Here is a 19,549-nt window from a genome sequence, read left to right on the forward strand (position 1 = left end):
CGATTTAGGAATTACAAAAGTTAATATAGGGTTGGTAAACATACTGATTGATGACAAACATATTATGTTTGTCATCAACCTAAAGCCCACAAATGTGGGCTTTTACTCTTCGAAGGTTACCCCTGAATCTGTGCTAATGAACCGTATAAATCATAAAGTGTTTCATATTCATCTTGCTGATAAAATCGAATTTTATCCCAACAAAATTGCTTAGCGACTTCCACGGTAAAGCGTGTGGCATCGATTAACTCACTTTCATAACTTGCACCTGTTTCACTACCGGGGACAATCGATTTAGCCGTAATGGCAAGGCCAACAACAGGAGCCTGTGTTGCAATATGCGGTTGCATTATAGAATTAAAGTGATAAACACCGTTATCATAAGGAGAAATATCTTGTGTGGTGATAGGAAACGTCTTTGCCACATCTCCTGTTGCATACTCCAGTAAGCGAACTAAATCAGGTGCGACGCGTAAAATATAGCCTTGCATAGCCGTGGGAGAAATCGCAATCCCTCGGTGCTTAATGATGCTGTTTCCCTTTGATGTATCGATGGATAAAATAGCATCCATCTGTTTATCGACTTCATATTGGTTCATGGTATTAGATGAAACTGGCATCCCCATAAAATCGACAGGGTCATGAGGAGTAATCGAAACATGCGTGGCGATATGAGAGCTAATTATTACGTCTCCTTTGAGGCTCTGCCCCTTTGCCGCCATATCCAACAACTTCATCGCGCTGGCAAAAGCGACAATTGACCCATCAGCATCAGAAACTATTCCAATACGATTCGGTTGTGCCTGTTGTGCACCTAAACGACCGATAATGCCTAAAGTCGGGTAAGTGCCTCCACGGTGTTTGCCCTCAGAGCCTGGGATTAATACTTTTATAAAATGGCATAACTGACTTGTATCCTCTGGGGATTCATAAGGAATAGAAGTAACAGTGATGATGGCATCATTTGAGCCAACAGAATGAAGTAGCGCTGCCATTTTTTCGCCATCAACATCAGGGGTGTCTAATAAGTCATAAACTTGGCTTAGATAATTCAAAGACATTATTGCACTCCTTTAATAATATTTAATTTGAATGGCTTGTTGGTAGCAATTTCTTCAATCTTATTAGGTCCCCGTAACCATAGGGCATTTTGCTCACCTAAAATGGTGCCATGGTGGTTTTCAATAAATAATGCAGTTCCTTCATATAGTGCGATCAATTCTTCCATGGGGTTAATCGTTAAAAACTCATTTAATCTCTCTTCACGACTTTCCCCATTATGGCCAATTGGTTTACCAGAAATAAAATGCGGGTTAATTTGAAATGGGCAAATATTCAGCGCACTAAATGTAGGGGGTTGGACAATTGGCATATCATTGGTGGTGCGAATACTCGGTGTTGCAACATTACTGCCTGCACTCCATCCCATATAGGGAATGCTTTCATATTTAACTCGTTGTGAAATCAGCTCCACTATGTTGGCATCATATAGGCGTTTTAATAAGGCAAAGGTATTTCCGCCGCCAATAGCAATCGCTTGTGCTTGTTTAACTGCCGCAACAGGGTCGCTAAAGTGATGAATTGATGTTAATTCATAACCTAAAGCATTAAATACCGGTTTTACAATTGCTTCAAAATCATCAAAACTGAATGTAACTGCGGCATAAGGAATAAATAGAATATTTTGTTTTTTATGTTGTAATAAACGATGGATTTGTTCGCCCGCATGTTGTAAATAATTCATATTCCCCATACGTGAACTACTCATTAATAACGCATTAGTCATTGCTATATTCCTTTTTGATTTTTTTTATTGAATTAATTAATAAATCGATTTCTTTTTCACTATTAAAATAATGAATTGATAAGCGGGCCATTTTTTCTATTTGATAGAACTTTAAAATAGCGGTTGCCATAAAGTGACCTGATTCAATAATGATATTTTTAGCTTCTAATTTTTGCATTAATACATCAGAGGGGATTCCGTTAATATTAAATGGAATTATTCCTATTCGCTGGTGGCTATTATTAGGGCCATAAATTTCGACACCAGAAAGTTGAGATAATTGCTGCATCGCATATTGAGTGAGTGTTTGGTTGCGATTCTCAATTTGTTCAATACCGATATTTACAGCATAGTCTAAAGCCGAATCTAAACTAATAATGGCCGGAACATTTGGGCAGCCCGCTTCAAAGCGTTTTGCTGTTTGAGGCAGAATAACGTCTCCTGTTTGTGGGTCAATTGAGCTATTCCACCAACCGACCAGTGTGGGGGTTAATGATGGTACCAATGATTCACGAACAAACAGAATTCCACTGCCTTCTATCGCTCTTAACCCTTTTCGGCCACATGATGACATAAAGTCACATTGCCATTTTTGAACATTAACGTTATACATTCCAATGGCTTGTGAAGCACTAATATGGCTAAGTACACCATGCTTTCTGGCTATCTCACAAATAGCCTGCACAGGTTGAATTACCCCAGTTATGTTAGATAGCGCAACGAAACTGATGAGCTTTGTCTTAGAGGTTATCGCTTGCTCGATAGATTCAGGTGAAAGGACACCATAGCTATCCGCACTCACCTTAATAATTTTTATTCCTTTTTCATGCGCTAACAGTTGCCAAATTGCAATATTGCTGAGCATCTCAGTATCCGGAATTATCACTTCATCGCCAGCTTGCCAAGAAATACCTCTAGCAATCAAGCTGATAGATTCTGTGCCATTTTTGGTAAATGCAATTTCACTGGGCTTTGCACCGATAAATGCGGCCAATTTTTGTCGACAAATTTCAACTTGCTCATAGGTTTGCTTGCGGAAGCTCGGTAAATAAGTCCCTTGCTCTGCGGTTTTATCAAGATAGCGCTTTACTGCGTCTATTACCGGTTTTGGCGGTGGCGCAGCGGCTCCCGTATCAAAATAAGCGTAATGTTGTGAAACTAGAGTGTCTTTTTGCACTTGCGACCAGATATTCGTCATTATTATTCCCTATAAAGTTATTTAGCCCAGAAGGAAAGCAGTTTCGCTTTGAGGGTTGGCAGGAATGCTTTAGCCGTGGAGTAAAGAGCATCGCCAGCAATAAGCCCACCAGCGAAAGTTGAAATTTTATCGGAACTGATATTGAAGAAACGCTCAATGATAATTCGAACCGCGAGTGCAGTAAGAACCGTCCAACCTGCAATAGGGTAGTTAATCATCAAGCCAGTTGAGAAGAGTACGCCAATCTGGTTTTTAGCACCGCCAATTAACTGAATGATGGCACCCGGTATGGCCCACAATAACAACATCATTGCCACATTTGAGGAGCTTCCTGCTTGGATCGTAGCGGCATAAAGCCTTGATGCAGGAACGATTTTGTCTTGTTCGAAATAAAAATCGTAGGTAAGTGCAACCACCACCAAGGCGCAGCAAAAACCGATAATAGCGGCAAAATATTGTTGTTTTCTCCCATAATGTTCTGCAGATTGGTTTTTACCATAACCGCGGATCATAAATCCCGTTTTTAGGTCAAAACCCATATCGGCAAAAGCAGGGCCTGTCGCGGCACAAAACCCAACTAAAACGGCCAATGCTTCGGGGGGAAACCCCAGTAAAATACCAATCATCAATGAGATAAGAGCTGCTGCAGTTGCAGGAAACCAGCCAGAATGCATCGCAGCCATACCTACAATCATCTCTTGGATTAAAGCGGCTAAGGTCGCAAAAATGAGGAATCCAATAAGTTGTGGCAATGTCATAGTGACAAATATTTGACTAATAAATGTGAGTGCTAATGCGGTTAAAAAGTAGAACGTTGCCCCTTTGATTAAGGTTGACTTGATACGTTTGCTACTTTGGCGTAATTCATCACTATCTTCGCTTTGTTGCTGACTATCTTTCTTGTTGCGAAATACAATGGCTCCGATTTGGATTAATGCGACGATACCTGCACCAATCATCACACCGTGTGGGACATAGTTTTCATATAAATTATAAGTAATTAGCCCTGACTCAGAAAAACCGCGAATGAGAAGTCCAACAGCAAACATGAATAACGCGAAAATACTGCCAATCAACGCGATCCCTGCGGATGCCATTGGGATACCAAAACTTGCACCGATGGCTCCAGCAGCAAAGCCTGTCAGCAATGCGCCAAGCCGCTTTCCACCTTTATTTCCTGCCCACAAAGTTTCTGCGGTGGCAACACCGGCAGGCCAAGATGCACTGGCAGGATAGGCGCGGGTATTAAACAAGCCATATAAAATCGTGCCATCAATGATAATCGCAACGAAAGCTCCAGCCATCATCGGATAAATTAATTCAGGCATACCCAATACCCAAGGCACACCAATGGCTACTATTAAACCATTTGCTGCAGCAAAGGTTGCTGCAGAGATGCTAGTTTGAATTAAATTTTGCGCATCGATAAATTTAAATGATGCGAATATAGAAAGTGGGACACGAGATAATAAAATGGCGAGAACAGCACCGATAATTGATGTGTTTGCGGAGATACCTAGTGTGACAATAATCTGAATACCAATAATAGCACCAACAAAAGATAATATAATTATTGCGATGAGTAGTGCTGGAGAAAAAATAGATACACGTACCTCAGTATCATTTTTATCATGAGATATATTCATAGAGTTACCTATTTTATTTTAATAATTAATAACTGCTTTTTATCTTATTATTTCACCATGGATTTAAAATATGGTAGATAATTTACTGGCTGTGGATTTTAATAATGGATAATACTCGGTTAAATTTTTACTTTGGCTTGATGCTGCAATGCATAACGAGCCTAATACCCCTTTTTCAAAAGAAAATATAGGAACGGATAACCCTTGTGTTCCTGCTAAATAAGCTTCTTTTGAATATGCATATCCTTCTTCAGCATAGAGACTTAATTGCTTTTTTAATAAGGTGTTATTTTGCAAATTATGTTTAGAAAGATATTCATCAATATATGAAATATCCATTGAGCTTAAAATGATTTGTGTAAATGGGGCTTCATGCAAGCTCAACGCTTCTCCTTCTTTAGATGTAAAGCGGATAAGATGGTCACTTTCTAAAATGAAATTACAAATAGCGATATCATTGTAACGGCGATAAATAAATATGGTTTCATGTGTTTTATCAGCGAGAGGGCGTAAGTAGTCACTCGCTAATTGTGAAAACTGGCGTGTGTTATTGGCTAAATGACCGATTTCAATACACCGCAAGCCTAATAAATATTCTTTATTTTTATTTTTTTGTAAGAAACCTTGCTCTTCTAGAATATTAAAACCCCGCTGTACGACGGAAGGGCTCTTATCAAGATGACGAGCTAACTCACGTACTCCCCATATGGGCTTGTTGATTGAAAAGTAATCTAACAAGGTTAATACGAAACCAGCAGATTGTAGTCGGTTATTCATAGCTTCCCCTGTTTATAATTAATTGAATTAGCACTATTGTTATATTTTTGTTCCTTATACGGGAACAGTGTGCCGTTTGGTAATACAAACATATTTAGATGAAACAATATGCAAAGTAAATGGTTTGTTGCATCTGTGTTAAGTAGGTCACTAAAACAGTTCTTATCATTTATCTTTTTTTTCTTGCTTTCTCTATAACTATTTGAAGTTAATCTATTTTTTTTAGTATTTAGCTGTTCCTACTAGCGAAACAATCAAAAGGACGCAAATGGATAAATGAGTTATTGGTGAAAACAGGAGAATTTGTTTACCTTGAATGATCTTTTCCTGATGCGATTTATTTATGTGAGAAATAGATTATTTTATATTTTTGTGTAAACGTTTACACTAAGTCGAGATTGATCACAGAATCTTATCTAAACTCGTTGTTATACTCCGTAGCAATGACAAGTTGGAAGACAGAATGCAATTTAAGCAGTATTGGGGGAAGAGAGATGCAACAGGTTGAAATTCTCGTTACAGGCGGGCTTGGGTATATTGGTAGTCATACTTGTGTTCAATTGATAAAGGCTGGGCTATCACCAGTTATTATTGATAATTTGTGTAATGCAAAGCTAGAAGTGCTTAATCGTATTGAAAGATTAACCGGTGTGCGCCCAGTATTTTATCAGTGTGATGTTCGAAATGAGCAACAGCTAGCTCACATTTTTTCTTCTCATCAATTTCATTCAGTTATTCATTTTGCAGGGCTAAAAGCGGTTGGTGAATCAGTAGAAAACCCGCTTAGATACTATGATGTTAATTTCAATGGGACATTGGTATTAATGCGCTGTATGCAGGAAGCGAACGTGAAAAGTTTGATTTTTAGTTCGTCAGCAACGGTATATGGCGAGCCCAGTCGTTTACCTATCACCGAAGAGTTCCCAACGGGTAATACACAAAGCCCTTATGGCACCAGCAAGTATATGGTTGAGCGTTGTTTATCTGATTTATTTCACTCAGACCCGTTATGGTCATTAACATTATTACGTTATTTCAACCCAGTAGGTGCTCATCCATCAGGTTTGATGGGCGAAGACCCACAAGGGATCCCAAATAATTTAACACCTTATATAACCCAAGTTGCGGTAGGAAAAAGAGAAAAATTGGTGATTTATGGAAACGATTACCCTACGGTGGATGGAACGGGGGTTCGGGATTATATTCATGTCATGGATTTAGCTGATGGCCATGTTGCCGCTCTACAAAAGGTTGGTAATCAAGCAGGGGTACATTGCTACAATTTGGGCACGGGTAACGGCACTAGTGTTTTGCAAATGTTACATGCATTTGAAAAAGCAGTTGGAAAAGCCATTCCTTATGTGATTGAACCACGTCGTGCTGGGGATATTGCGGAATACTGGTCAACACCAGAAAAAGCGCACCATGAACTAGGATGGCAAGCGGAGCGAACTCTTGAGGATATGGCGACTGACAGTTGGCGTTGGCAATCAAATAATCCCAATGGTTATGAAGTTTAGGAGATGCATGAGATGAATATTTTGCCTTTTAACCCTTCGGATTGCCCTCATCGTCGCTATAACCCATTAACAGGCCAGTGGGTGTTAGTGTCCCCTCATCGAGCAAAACGCCCGTGGAGCGGCAAAGATGAAAAACCATCAATAGAAAATTTACCTCAATATGATGAGCATTGCTTCTTGTGCCCTGGCAATACACGGGTTTCCGGGGAAGTGAATCCTAACTACCAAGGGACTTATGTATTCCAAAATGACCATGGTGCGTTATTAGCACAACCCTGCGCCCAACCTGATAATCAATCTGAATTGTTTCAATCACAATCGGTGAGTGGGGTTAGTCGAGTGATTTGCTTTTCGCCTGATCACAGTAAAACACTGCCAGAGCTGTCTGTACCTGAAATTGAAGGTGTTATCGAAACATGGCGGCAACAAGTTGCTGAGTTAAGTGAACGTTATGCTTGGGTTCAGGTTTTTGAAAATAAAGGGGAAATAATGGGGTGTTCTCAACCGCATCCTCATGGACAAATTTGGGCAAGTGATTTTTTACCGAATGAAATTGCACGTAAGGACCATTTTCTCACGCAATATTATCAACGTCATGGCAGCAACTTATTAATTGACTATATTAAAGCTGAGCAACAAGATGGCTCACGAATTGTTGTTGAAACTGAAGAATGGATTGCACTTGTTCCTTATTGGGCAGCTTGGCCATTTGAAACCCTGTTATTGCCAAAACAGCATATTCGCCGTATGGATGAAATGAATGAAGCCATTCGTGCAGACCTTGCTGTTGCGCTAAAAAAACTCACAAGCCGTTACGATAATCTATTTCATTGCTCTTTCCCATATTCAATGGGATGGCACTTTGCACCTTTTATTAATGAAAGCCAAAGTATCGATCACTGGCAACTACATGCCTTATTTTATCCGCCATTACTGCGCTCAGCGACGGTAAAAAAATTCATGGTGGGGTATGAAATGTTAGCTGAAACTCAGCGAGACCTGACACCAGAACAGGCCGCACAACGTTTACGTGATGTGAGTGACTGCCATTATAAACAAAGTCAAACTACTAAATAATTAATCAAATTATAATTAACTTAGCTGTTTGCTGGGTTAACCAAATTACGCATTAAGGATAATTAAAAATGGAAACGTTAAAGCAAACTGTTGCCTCGTCGTTTGAAAAAACCTTTGGTTATCAACCTGAAATTTATGTTCAAGCGCCGGGGCGAGTGAATATTATCGGTGAACATACGGATTATAATGATGGCTTTGTTTTGCCTTGTGCGATTGATTACCAAACGATGACCGCAGCGGCTAAACGTGATGATCGTATCATCCGAGTCGTTGCGGCTGACTACCATAATGAATGTGACGAATTCAGTTTGGATAGCGAAATTGCATTTTTGCCTGAAAAAATGTGGGCAAACTATATTCGCGGTGTCGTGAAGTTTCTCTTACAAAGAGGGCTTTTATTCAATGGTTGCGATATTGCAGTCAGTGGTAATGTGCCGCAAGGCGCGGGGTTAAGTTCTTCAGCCTCACTCGAAGTTGTGATTGGACAAACACTTAAGGCTTTGTATCAATTAGATATTAGCCAGCAAGATATCGCGCTTAATGGCCAACAAGCTGAGAACCAATTTGTTGGTTGTAACTGCGGTATTATGGACCAACTGATTTCAGCGTGTGGTGATGAAGGCCATGCTCTATTGATTGATTGCCGCAGTTTGGCGCTATTTCCTATTTCCATACCTGATGATCTGGTTGTGATGATAATCAATTCAAATAAGCAACGGGGTTTGGTTGGAAGTGAATACAATACACGCCGCCAACAATGTGAAGAAGCCGCTAATTTGTTTGGGGTGAAAGCGTTACGTGACATCACATTTGATGAGTTTTTACAGAAGCAACATCTATTATCGCCTATCGTTGCTAAGCGAGCCAAACACGTGATCAGTGAAAACGAACGTACTTTAGCGGCAGCAAAAGCACTAACACAAAACGATTTATTGCAGTTAAGTAAGTTAATGGCGCAATCCCATATTTCTATGCGTGATGATTTTGAAATCACCGTCAAAGAAATTGATACTTTAGTGGATATCGTTAAGTCCGTTTTAGGTATTCAGGGAGGGGTACGAATGACAGGAGGAGGCTTTGGCGGCTGTGTGGTTGCATTGATGCAGCAACAATGTGTTCAACCGGTGATTGACGCGGTAGAAGCGCAATACCAGAAAATGACAGGTCTACAAGCCGATATTTATGTCTGCCAACCAAGCTCAGGTGCGAGTGTGGTACGTTAAAAGCAAATCAATACATTGAAAAAGTTGATATAACATGCTGTTTACTCAAGAAAAAAATCAGACGCCCAAAGTCGTAGAGTTAACCAATAAAAATGACATGAAAATTGTCCTGACAAGTTTAGGGGCAAGCTGGGTAAGTTGTATTTTGCCGCTAATACATGGGAAACGTGATGTGGTTCTAGGTTCACCAAACATGGATAAACAAAAGGAACAAGACGTGTATTTGGGCGCGACAGTCGGGCGCGTAGCTAACCGTATAGCGAATGCACGTTTTTCTATTCATGGTGAAAATTATTCAGTGTCAGCCAATCAAGAGCCGCATTGTTTACATGGTGGGCAGGACAATTTTAGTTATCGGATTTGGGCCGTTTCACAACCTAGTACCCAACAGGCTATTTTTTCACTCATTTCACCCGATGGTGACCAAGGTTTTCCCGGGGAATTGAAAGTTGAGGTAAGTTATGAATTAACGGATGAAAATCAAGTGATTATCCGTTATAAGCACCAAACTACAAAGGCCTGCCCTGTAAACCTAACCAACCATACTTATTTTAATTTGGCGGGTGAAAGCAGTGAAAAGACAGCACTAGATCATGCACTTACGATTTACAGTGACTGTTATTTACCCACAGATAAAGCAGGGATCCCTAGCGGAGAGTGGCGTAATGTCACTGGTAGTTATTTTGATTTTCGCCAAAGCAAACTCATTGGCCGTGACTTTCTACAAGATCACGACCAAATTTCTGCTGGGGGATATGACCACACTTTTATGCTAGATACAGCCCGTATTGATGGGCGGCAAACGGTGGCATCGTTGATTGCTCCTGAGGGAGACGTAAAGATGAATATTTCTACAACGATGCCCTCTATGCAGTTGTATACAGGGAATTATTTAGTTTCAGTTGCGGGTAAAACAAAATCTTATACGCCTTTTTCTGGGGTTGCATTTGAAACACAGTTTCCACCTGATGCTGTTAATCACCCTGAATGGGGAGAACGATACAGCCCGATTTCACAGCCTAATCAAATTTATTGTAGTGAAACCTGCTATCAATTTATTTTCTAAATCTATATATGATTAACACCGCATCTAAGCGGTGTTTTCTTTTTTGCACGATAACCCCATTATTTTAATTTAAATAATTTTAATATGCGTTATGCCATTGTTTTTAATTCTAGCTCATTGTTTAATAAGCCATCCTAATTGTAGAGGTGCACAATGGCGACAATCAAAGATGTGGCAAAAGAAGCAGGTGTTTCGGTTGCAACTGTTTCTCGAGTGATTAACCAATCACCGAAGGCAAGCCAAGCTTCTATTGCATCAGTAAAGAGTGCAATGAATAAGCTAGGTTATCGTCCCAATGCCGCTGCGCGAGCTCTTGTGAACCAAAGTTCAAATACCATTGGGGTGTTAGTTAACGATGTTTCCGACCCTTTTTTTGGCGTTATGGTCAAAGCCGTTGATGCCGTAGCGCATAAAAATGGTAAACATATTCTGATTTGTAATGGTTACCATAATGCCAAGGAAGAGCGCCAATCGATTGAGTTGTTGATTAACAACCGCTGTGATGCTTTGGTTATCCACTCTAAAGCCCTGGATGATGCTGAACTGCTTCAATATGCAAAAGAAGTCCCAAGTATGGTACTGATCAACCGCCATATTGATGAAATTGCAACCCGTTGTATTTCTTTAAATAACTACAAGGGCGCATATTTAGCGACAGAACATCTTATTCGACATGGGCATACTAAAATTGCGTACATTTCATCAAATCACCAAATTGAGGATGCGGTACAGCGTTTACAGGGTTATCGAGATGCGTTAAAAAATAATGGTATTCAACTGTCTGATAGTTATATTGAATATGGCGCTCCTTATGGGGAAGGTGGGGAGCAAGCGATGACTAACTTACTGATAAAATCACTCGAAATCACAGCGGTCGTGGGTTACAACGATTTTATGGCCGCGGGAGCCATCGCGGTATTAGATGAAAATGAAATTCACTCACCAGAACAGGTCTCGGTTATTGGTTTTGATGATGTGTTGATTGCCCGCTACATCCATCCACGCTTAACAACAATTCGTTATCCTATCCAAATGATGGCAGAAAAAGCCACACAACTAGCACTTTCTTTAGCGAGAGGGGAAAAAACGACAGGTGAAAGTTTGATTTACTCTCCGACATTGGTTCAACGTAATTCAGTTAGACCTTTGCACGCCTAAGTATTTTATAGGCCATAGCGTTACGAAAATAAGTGTAAACGTTTTCATTAATATTTGATGAACTTCACGAATTTATTAAAATCTAGATTACTTCCTGGTACCTTCTCTTCTATCACCTATGAAAATTTACATTAATTTCTGCTATTTAGTCCATTAAGTTAATTCTTTAGAGGATATTGTGAAAATATGTGATTCATCTAACGGTGATATTTTGTGGTAACGTTTACACTTGCTTTGTTATCACTTGGCGAAGGAATTTGATTATGCAAACTGAAGGGGTTGGGTTAAGCACATTAGATTACGGAATATTCATTCTGTATGTGCTTATCATTATTAGTGTTGGTCTTTGGGTTTCTCGAGATAAAAAAGGACAAAAGAAAGGTACAAAAGACTATTTTCTAGCAGGAAAAACATTACCTTGGTGGGCTATTGGTTCTTCACTGATTGCGGCAAATATATCAGCAGAGCAATTTATTGGTATGTCGGGCTCTGGTTTTTCAATAGGTTTGGCTATCGCATCCTATGAATGGATGGCAGCACTAACACTGATCATTGTCGCAAAATACTTCATGCCCGTGTTTATTGATAAAGGTATTTTTACCATTCCAGAGTTTGTTGAAAAACGTTTCAATAAAACGTTAAAAACGATCTTAGCCGTGTTCTGGTTGGCATTATTTATCTTTGTTAATTTAACTTCAGTTCTCTATTTAGGGTCGTTAGCATTACAAACAATCCTAGGTATTCCAATGCATTATGCTATTTTTGGCTTAGCATTATTTGCAGTGATTTACTCTCTTTATGGCGGGCTATCTGCGGTTGCGTGGACGGATGTTGTACAAGTTTTCTTCTTAATTTTAGGCGGCTTTTTAACCACGATAATGGCGGTGAGCTATATTGGCGGTGATGCGGGGTTATTCGCAGGTATGAGCCGTATGGCAAGTGAAGCGCCTGCGCATTTTGAAATGATTTTAAGCCAAGACAACCCACAGTTTAGTAATTTACCCGGTATTGCAGTGTTAATTGGCGGTTTATGGGTTGCCAATTTATATTACTGGGGCTTCAACCAATATATTATTCAACGTGCATTAGCCGCTAAGTCTATTAATGAAGCGCAAAAAGGCTTGGTTTTCGCAGCATTTCTCAAACTTATTGTCCCAATCCTTGTTGTCGTACCGGGTATTGCGGCATTTGTGATAGTTTCTGACCCTGCATTACTGGCGGGATTAGGAACGATGGCACAAGAACATATGCCAACATTGGCCCAAGCGGACAAAGCTTACCCATGGTTAACACAATTCTTACCCGTAGGCGCTAAAGGGGTTGTGTTTGCGGCATTAGCTGCGGCTATCGTTTCTTCTTTAGCTTCCATGTTGAACTCAGTGGCAACTATTTTCACCATGGATATCTACAAAGAATACATTGCTCCATCAACCGCGGACCATAAATTAGTGAATGTCGGGCGGATTAGTGCAGTTGTTGCGTTAATCGTCGCATGCTTCATCGCCCCATTACTGGGTAACATTGGACAAGCTTTCCAATATATTCAGGAATATACCGGGTTAGTTAGCCCAGGTATCTTAGCGGTATTCTTATTAGGTCTATTTTGGAAGAAAACCAATGCGAAAGGCGCGATTATCGGTGTGCTGCTCTCAATTCCGTTTGCATTATTCTTAAAACTAATGCCGTTAGGTATGCCATTCCTTGACCAAATGATGTACACCTTCTTCTTTACTGCGGTGGTGATTGGTTTAATTAGCCTGACAACGGCAAAAGAAGATGACTGTGAAGGGGCTATTATCCTAACGTCGGAGACTTTTAAAACATCGACAGGCTTCAATATCGCATCATACGCAATTATGGTTATCTTATGTGTGCTATATGCGCTGTTCTGGTAATCCAAAACTTCTAACAAGCTGATAAGTAAAATGATAGCACGAGGCGGGAAAGGTCATTCCCGCCTTATTTTTTGCGTTTGTTAACTTAAATAATGACCTAATACTCGCATCGAGATCATTTTCGTTATTCTTGACTAATAATCTCCCTTCCTTATGTATGGTTAATTGTGTTTAATCTGATTTTTTTAATAACTATTTGTTATAAGCAAATATGCCAAATTGATTTTAATTTGACTTATTTTTAGGAATAATACTGAGACTTATTATTATTATCATTGGAACTATTTTGTGAAAAATTTAGGTTTATTTCGTTTACATCAGGTTGCCATTTTCACCCTATTAGCGCTGGCTGTTCAAAACCAATCCATGGCAAATGAACAAAATAGCGACAAAAAAGACTCTTTCATTGTCAGTGCACAAGCACTCAAAGTGAATACTGCGCTGCAAGAAACGCCAAAATCTGTTTCAATTATTACGGAACAAGATTTGACCATACATGCTCCGCAAAAAATTGATGAAGCACTTCGCTATACCTCGGGGGTTGTTGCACAACCTTATGGGGCTGATAATGATACGGACTGGTTCAAAGTTCGCGGTTTTGATGCCGCAACTTATTTAGATAATAGCCGGTTATATCGAGATGGCTACTACACTTGGCTACTTGAACCTTATGGATTGGAAAGTATTGAAGTCGTGAAGGGGTCATCAGCCGTTCTCTTTGGCGAATCCACTCCTGGAGGCGCTGTTAACTTAGTAACGAAAAAGCCATCTATTAATGCTAAAAATGAAATATTTTTAGAAGCGGGTAATAACGATCATCAAGCGCTAGGCTTTGATCTTTCTACAGCATCAGCCGATGCAGGTGCCCGCTACCGTTTAGTGGGAACGATGAAAAAATCGGATGGGGAACTCAAAGGCACGGATAATAAACGTATTTATCTGGCGCCAAGTGCGGCATTTGACTTGTCTGATCAGACAGTACTTACGTTAATGGGGACGTATCTGCACGATGATGGTACGCCCACGAATCCTTTTTTCCCAGCGGCGGGAACATTAATTCACTCTAATTACGGTAAAATTAAGCCATCAACCAATTTAGGTGAGCCTGATTACGATAAATACAAGCGGACTCAGTTCTCAGTGGGTTATTTATTAGAACATCAATTTAATGATGAGTGGCGTTTTGCGCAGCGTGTAAATTATGGTTACAACGACCTAACACTCAGAAGTGTTTATGCTTTCTTTAATGCAGACCCTACCGTGCAGGAATTGGGGCAAGGTATTGTTTTTCGCGATGGTAAAAACCAAAGTTTTAGTTTTGATAACAATATCGTCGGTGAATGGGATAGTGAGCGGTTTGAAAATACCTTACTTGCGGGTATTGAATTCCAATATCATCAAACCAAAGGCGATGAACAGGATAATTATGCTTTTGGTAAAATTAACCCGTGGAAGCCAGTTTATGGGCACTATACCCCACTTGCCCCATCAAATAACATTCATCGCACTATTGATAAAACACAAGCTAGTATTTATTCACAATACCAAACAAAGCTTGATAGCAAATGGATTGGGGTCGTTGGTGCACGTTATGATTGGGTAAAAACTGAAAATAAAGCACATAAAAAAGCAGAAGATGAGTCTAGAAATGATGGGCAGATGAGTTTAAATGCGGGTTTAATGTATATTGCTGACAATGGTATTTCTCCTTATTTAAATTACTCTCAATCTTTTGAAGTTCAATCGACAATCGACCCAACAACCCAAAAACTGTATAAACCACTTAAAGGTGAGCAATTTGAAGCAGGTATCAAATATACACCTTATTTTATGGATGGTTATTGGAATATTGCTTGGTTCGATATCGAACAAAAAAATGCGTTAGTCACAACTCCTGAACACCCTGTTGCAACACAAACAGGTAAAGTCACTTCACAAGGTATAGAAACAGAACTATTTGCAAGTGTTACTGATAATTGGGATATTAAAGCGACATACACTTATACCAATGCGAAAACAGATCAAACAGGTGGTAAGGGACGTAAACAGGCTGGTATGATCCCCAAACATATGGCGACTGTCTGGACTGACTACGAAATTCCAATCGTGAGTAACCAGTCGTTAAAACTCGGAACTGGTATTCGCTATTATGGTCAATCAAAGGATAACCCAGCAAGCAGCAACCTTTCTGTTCCTAGTGCGACGCTCTGGGATATGGCCGCGATATATCAATTATCGAACAATTGGCAGTTCCAGTTCAATATGAATAACATCCTCAATAAAGAGTATGTTTCATCCTGTGATACCTGGTGCTATTACGGCCAATCGCGCTCATTTGTGTTACAAACAAAGTACACTTGGTAATTTTAAAAAAGGCATGCTAATAATGTTGGCATGCCTTGAGTCCTTTCTATGTTTCGATTAGCAAATATTAATATCGTTCGCGATCATCGTTCTATTTTATCTATAGATTCGTTAAATATACCCACAACAGAACTCACAGTGGTTCTTGGTCATAATGGTTCAGGAAAATCTACACTGGTTAATCTCCTTTCTGGGCAGATGGCACCGGATAGCGGGCAAATTGATTTAAATGGCACGAGTCTTTCTCAATATAAAACGAAAGAATTAGCGCAAAAAATCGCATATTTACCACAAAAACTGCCAGCCTCAGCGGGGCTGTCTGTGAAAGAACTTGTGCGGTTAGGGCGTTTTCCGTGGCGAGGTGCACTTGGTCGCTGGCAAGCTGACGATGAAATTATTATCCAACAAGCGATGGAGAAAGCTGGGGTTGAGGGGTTTTCCGCGAACTTAGCGGACAACTTGTCTGGTGGAGAGCGCCAGCGCGCATGGGTTGCCATGTTACTTGCTCAACAATCACCAGTTTTAATACTGGATGAACCGACTTCTGCATTAGATATTCACCATCAATACCAGTTAATGAATTTATTGAGTGAGCTTAATAAAGTTCATGGGATTGGTGTGATTGTGATCCTTCATGACCTCAACCTTTCTTTACGGTATGCAACACACATCGTGGCATTAAAAAAAGGGAAAATAGAATTTGAGGGAAAAAGCGTTCTTCTCCATGATGAAGCAAGGCTATCGTCACTCTACGATACTCCGATTAAATTAATACCACACCCTAGTTTTCCAGAGTCAGAACATCATAGGGTTGCTATCGTATGCGCTTAAGAATCAATTTGCTTGGCCTTATTTTATTAACAAGTACATTAGTATGCTCATTTTATACACGGGCTTATTCTGTTACGGACAGTCGTGGTATTGTCGAGTTCAATTCGCCGCCTCAGCGCGTTGTGGTTTTAGATTGGGATTTGCTGGAACAGCTATTAACGCTTGAAATTACGCCTGTTGGGGCCACGGAATTAGAGAGTTACAAGCAATGGGTTGTTGACCCAGCTGTTCCTTCTTCGGTCAAAGAGGTGGGTACGCGAGCTGAGCCTAATTTAGAGCAAATTGCCGCATTGAAACCTGATGTTATTATTGCAAGTAGCGCGCAAGAAGATTTACTGCCTTTATTGGAAAAAATAGCGCCAGTCGTTTATTTATCAAATTTTGCACGTCAAGATGATTCAGGGCTTGTAGCCATTGCTCATTTTAAAACGTTGGCTCGCTTATTTGAGAAGACGTCTTTTGCCGATGAATATTTAGTGAAAATGGATAAACGTTTTGCTGAATTAAGATCACAACTTGAACGTGCTTTTACAACGAAACCAAGTGTTGCTGTTATCCGGTTTTCAAGTTTAAGCACTATTTTTCTTTATACTGAGAATTCAACACTCAATTATGTTCTTGAACAGCTTGCATTAAAGCCTGCTATTTTAGTCCCCGCACGTCCTTGGGGAATAGAGCAGAGACGAATAAATTCATTGCAGTTTATAAATGATGGGTACGTGTTATACATCAAACCATTTGTAGAAGAAAAAAAACTGAATGATTCCATATTATGGCAGTCGATGCCTTTTGTTAAACAAGGGCGGATAAATAGTGTTCGTCCCGTTTGGAATTATGGTGGTGTCTTTTCCTTGCAATTAATGGCGGAAGCATTAACAGAAAGCTTATTACAGGTTGCTCCTCATAATGACAACTAAACAGCACTCAATACTATTTTTTGTATTAATGGTGATCGCGCTGATTAACCTTCAGCTCGAACCTGGGGTTACACTCAGTCAGCAATTATTTTTAGTTATTCATCCAGCTTCAGCCGATACATTTGCTGATTATTTTTATTTATATGGCCAATTACCACGCCTTGCTATGGCATTATTAGTGGGAGCAACTTTTGGTTTATTGGGCAGTTTGATGCAGCAATTAACACAAAATAATCTTACTTCACCACTAACATTAGGTTCATCATCCGGTGCTTGGTTAGCATTAGTGGTAGTCAATATTTGGTTTAGTAACGAGATAGGGTTATATCAAACGCTAGCTGCGATGGTGGGAGCATTACTTGCATTTGGTTTAGTAATATTAATTGCAGGTATTCGTAATATGACAGGCATTCCGTTAGTTGTTTCAGGAATGGTCATAAATATTTTGTTTGGTGCTATAGCGACTGCATTAATTACATTAAATTCGCAATTTGCACAAAACATTTTTATGTGGGGAGCTGGAAATTTAGCGCAAGATGGCTGGCAAAAAGTGGTTGGTTTATTACCTTTATTGTTCCCTGTTATTATTATTATTATCTGTTTCGCCCCACGTATTTTGACATTATTGAAATTAGGCCATGAGGGGGCTAAAGCTCGTGGCTTATCCGTTTTACCGATTTTTTTACTTTTTATTGTTTTAGCATCTTGGTTAGTGGCGGCGACTATTTCAACTGTAGGGGTTATTAGTTTTATTGGCTTATTAGCTCCAAATATAGTACGGCGAATGGGTAATATGAGTACAAGGCAAGAGTTATTAAATAGTGCAGTTGTAGGGGCTATTTTATTGCTTCTTGCAGACAGCGGGGCAATCGCACTAACAAATTACCTTAATATTGTGGTTCCTACGGGTGTAATGACAGCTGCTATTGGTGCTCCTTTATTGATCTGGTTTAGCCGCCGAACAATGACAGCCCAAGATCAATTATCGATAGGGTTATTACCAACAAAAATAATACTTTCTAAAACCACGGTATCTATTCTTATTTTATTGTTAGTAAGTGGAGTTGTATTTTCCCTTTGCTTACAAACGAATGGTGAACAATATTATTGGCAACTGCCGTCAAGTTTTCAGTGGGATATTAAATGGCCTCGTTTATTAGCGGCGACATTTGCTGGATTAGCATTGAGTATTGCGGGGGTTTTATTACAAAGGATTATTTATAACCCGTTGGCCAGCCCAGATATTTTAGGGGTTTCTTCAGGGGCTACAGCGGCACTCGTTCTATTTAGCCTACTATTAGGCACGGCTATTCAAACCTCATTTTGGGGTGTTGCTTTAATCGGGAGCCTGATTGTATTAGGAATATTGTTATACCTAGGTAAACGGCACCAATACGCACCAGCAAGTTTAATTTTGACAGGGATCTGCCTAACGGCAACGTTAGAAGCTTTTGTTCAGTTCTTTTTAGCTCAAGGGACATTGAGTAGCTATCGGATATTATTATGGCTTTCAGGCTCAACTTATCGTGTGGAAGGGCAACAGGCCATTATTTTTTCTATCAGTGTTGTTGTGTTAACTATATTAGCGATCACGTTAAATCGTTGGCTAGTTTTATTATCAATTAGTCGAACATTTGCACAGGGAAGAGGACTAAATTCACAATTAGCGACTATATTGCTATTAATCTTAGTTGCATTATTGTGTGCCTTTGTCACTTCCACTGTTGGCCCCATTGCATTTCTTGGTTTAGTTGCACCCCATATGGCTTTTTTAGTTGGCGCTAAAAAGGCGAAACAACAACTTATTATTAGTGGGTTGATCGGTAGTATATTAATGGTTTGGGCAGATTGGCTAGGCCAAATTATTATTTATCCAACACAGATTGCAGCTGGAATTTTTGTCGCTATTTTAGGTGGTGGATATTTTTTATTGCTGATGGCGATGAATAAAATCAAGTCATAATTTATGGTGTAAATGTGGTTAGTTAAAGCCTTATTCAAGGCGAGTTAACTAACACTAAACAATGAATTTTGGGTAGTGTTGCATTGAAGGTTGTTAACGAAGGTACGACTTCTGTATTGATCAAAATA

Annotated in this window: 15 protein-coding genes; 10 read left to right on the top strand and 5 right to left on the bottom strand. The window is 39.7% G+C overall.

The genetic code is table 11. The features are described from left to right. Nucleotides 1-116: 116 nt before the first annotated feature. The 5 genes from PSE83_RS05230 to PSE83_RS05250 form a co-directional block, all read right to left on the bottom strand. Nucleotides 117-1,061, bottom strand: coding sequence for a DUF1177 domain-containing protein (locus tag PSE83_RS05230; protein WP_004261693.1), 945 nt, complete (start codon nt 1,059-1,061; stop codon nt 117-119). Then, a complete protein-coding gene (gene pepE, locus PSE83_RS05235) occupies nt 1,061-1,786 on the bottom strand; it encodes a dipeptidase PepE (protein ID WP_137018934.1) in 726 nt (241 codons plus the stop codon). Before pepE ends, PSE83_RS05230 begins: the two co-directional genes overlap by 1 nt. Next, nucleotides 1,779-2,984, bottom strand: a complete 1,206-nt coding sequence (locus PSE83_RS05240) for an aminotransferase class V-fold PLP-dependent enzyme (protein WP_164564961.1) — start codon at nt 2,982-2,984, stop codon at nt 1,779-1,781. Before PSE83_RS05240 ends, pepE begins: the two co-directional genes overlap by 8 nt. Nucleotides 2,985-3,001: 17 nt before the next feature. Next, nucleotides 3,002-4,630, bottom strand: a complete 1,629-nt coding sequence (locus PSE83_RS05245) for an OPT/YSL family transporter (protein ID WP_004261690.1) — start codon at nt 4,628-4,630, stop codon at nt 3,002-3,004. Nucleotides 4,631-4,693: 63 nt separating this feature from the next. Next, nucleotides 4,694-5,407, bottom strand: coding sequence for an IclR family transcriptional regulator (locus tag PSE83_RS05250; RefSeq protein WP_004261689.1), 714 nt, complete (start codon nt 5,405-5,407; stop codon nt 4,694-4,696). A 494-nt stretch (nt 5,408-5,901) separates the two neighbouring features. Here PSE83_RS05250 and galE point away from each other — a divergent pair, with 494 nt between their 5' ends. From galE to fhuB, 10 genes are all read left to right on the top strand, one after another. Then, the gene (gene galE, locus PSE83_RS05255) at nt 5,902-6,927 is read left to right on the top strand and encodes a UDP-glucose 4-epimerase GalE (RefSeq protein ID WP_036958443.1); all 1,026 of its coding nucleotides are present in this window, start codon (nt 5,902-5,904) and stop codon (nt 6,925-6,927) included. Nucleotides 6,928-6,939: 12 nt separating this feature from the next. Beyond that, complete coding sequence (locus tag PSE83_RS05260; protein WP_036958442.1) at nt 6,940-8,004, top strand: UDP-glucose--hexose-1-phosphate uridylyltransferase; 1,065 nt, start codon at nt 6,940-6,942, stop codon at nt 8,002-8,004. Nucleotides 8,005-8,072: 68 nt separating this feature from the next. Continuing rightward, complete coding sequence (gene galK, locus PSE83_RS05265) at nt 8,073-9,227, top strand: galactokinase (protein WP_272660695.1); 1,155 nt, start codon at nt 8,073-8,075, stop codon at nt 9,225-9,227. 34 nt (nt 9,228-9,261) lie between these two features. Then, nucleotides 9,262-10,293, top strand: a complete 1,032-nt coding sequence (galM, locus tag PSE83_RS05270; protein WP_272660696.1) for a galactose-1-epimerase — start codon at nt 9,262-9,264, stop codon at nt 10,291-10,293. A 153-nt stretch (nt 10,294-10,446) separates the two neighbouring features. Continuing rightward, nucleotides 10,447-11,451, top strand: a complete 1,005-nt coding sequence (locus PSE83_RS05275) for a substrate-binding domain-containing protein (RefSeq protein WP_004261677.1) — start codon at nt 10,447-10,449, stop codon at nt 11,449-11,451. A gap of 263 nt (nt 11,452-11,714) precedes the next feature. Continuing rightward, on the top strand, nt 11,715-13,346 hold the full coding sequence (locus tag PSE83_RS05280) for a sodium/sugar symporter (RefSeq protein ID WP_036958441.1): 1,632 nt from the start codon (nt 11,715-11,717) through the stop codon (nt 13,344-13,346). Between the two features lie 288 nt (nt 13,347-13,634). After that, complete coding sequence (locus tag PSE83_RS05285; RefSeq protein WP_272660697.1) at nt 13,635-15,710, top strand: TonB-dependent siderophore receptor; 2,076 nt, start codon at nt 13,635-13,637, stop codon at nt 15,708-15,710. Between the two features lie 48 nt (nt 15,711-15,758). After that, nucleotides 15,759-16,541, top strand: coding sequence for an ABC transporter ATP-binding protein (locus PSE83_RS05290; protein ID WP_004261670.1), 783 nt, complete (start codon nt 15,759-15,761; stop codon nt 16,539-16,541). Beyond that, entirely contained in the window at nt 16,532-17,458 is a 927-nt protein-coding gene (locus tag PSE83_RS05295; protein ID WP_004261668.1) for an ABC transporter substrate-binding protein, read from the top strand. The genes PSE83_RS05290 and PSE83_RS05295 overlap by 10 nt, the downstream gene beginning before the upstream one ends. Beyond that, on the top strand, nt 17,448-19,421 hold the full coding sequence (gene fhuB, locus PSE83_RS05300; RefSeq protein ID WP_272660698.1) for a Fe(3+)-hydroxamate ABC transporter permease FhuB: 1,974 nt from the start codon (nt 17,448-17,450) through the stop codon (nt 19,419-19,421). Before PSE83_RS05295 ends, fhuB begins: the two co-directional genes overlap by 11 nt. Nucleotides 19,422-19,549: the final 128 nt, after the last annotated feature.

Source organism: Providencia sp. PROV150 (assembly GCF_028481025.1).
GTDB lineage: Bacteria > Pseudomonadota > Gammaproteobacteria > Enterobacterales > Enterobacteriaceae > Providencia > Providencia hangzhouensis.

What these genes read in the sequence shown, in the direction of transcription:
- PSE83_RS05250 (WP_004261689.1), bottom strand. Translation starts at nt 5,407, where the DNA reads ATGAATAACCGACTACAATCTGCTGGTTTCGTATTAACCTTGTTAGAT.
- galK (WP_272660695.1), top strand. Translation starts at nt 8,073, where the DNA reads ATGGAAACGTTAAAGCAAACTGTTGCCTCGTCGTTTGAAAAAACCTTT.
- PSE83_RS05295 (WP_004261668.1), top strand. Translation starts at nt 16,532, where the DNA reads ATGCGCTTAAGAATCAATTTGCTTGGCCTTATTTTATTAACAAGTACA.
- PSE83_RS05240 (WP_164564961.1), bottom strand. Translation starts at nt 2,984, where the DNA reads ATGACGAATATCTGGTCGCAAGTGCAAAAAGACACTCTAGTTTCACAA.
- PSE83_RS05230 (WP_004261693.1), bottom strand. Translation starts at nt 1,061, where the DNA reads ATGTCTTTGAATTATCTAAGCCAAGTTTATGACTTATTAGACACCCCT.
- galE (WP_036958443.1), top strand. Translation starts at nt 5,902, where the DNA reads ATGCAACAGGTTGAAATTCTCGTTACAGGCGGGCTTGGGTATATTGGT.
- PSE83_RS05280 (WP_036958441.1), top strand. Translation starts at nt 11,715, where the DNA reads ATGCAAACTGAAGGGGTTGGGTTAAGCACATTAGATTACGGAATATTC.
- PSE83_RS05260 (WP_036958442.1), top strand. Translation starts at nt 6,940, where the DNA reads ATGAATATTTTGCCTTTTAACCCTTCGGATTGCCCTCATCGTCGCTAT.
- PSE83_RS05245 (WP_004261690.1), bottom strand. Translation starts at nt 4,630, where the DNA reads ATGAATATATCTCATGATAAAAATGATACTGAGGTACGTGTATCTATT.
- pepE (WP_137018934.1), bottom strand. Translation starts at nt 1,786, where the DNA reads ATGACTAATGCGTTATTAATGAGTAGTTCACGTATGGGGAATATGAAT.
- PSE83_RS05290 (WP_004261670.1), top strand. Translation starts at nt 15,759, where the DNA reads ATGTTTCGATTAGCAAATATTAATATCGTTCGCGATCATCGTTCTATT.
- galM (WP_272660696.1), top strand. Translation starts at nt 9,262, where the DNA reads ATGCTGTTTACTCAAGAAAAAAATCAGACGCCCAAAGTCGTAGAGTTA.
- PSE83_RS05275 (WP_004261677.1), top strand. Translation starts at nt 10,447, where the DNA reads ATGGCGACAATCAAAGATGTGGCAAAAGAAGCAGGTGTTTCGGTTGCA.
- fhuB (WP_272660698.1), top strand. Translation starts at nt 17,448, where the DNA reads ATGACAACTAAACAGCACTCAATACTATTTTTTGTATTAATGGTGATC.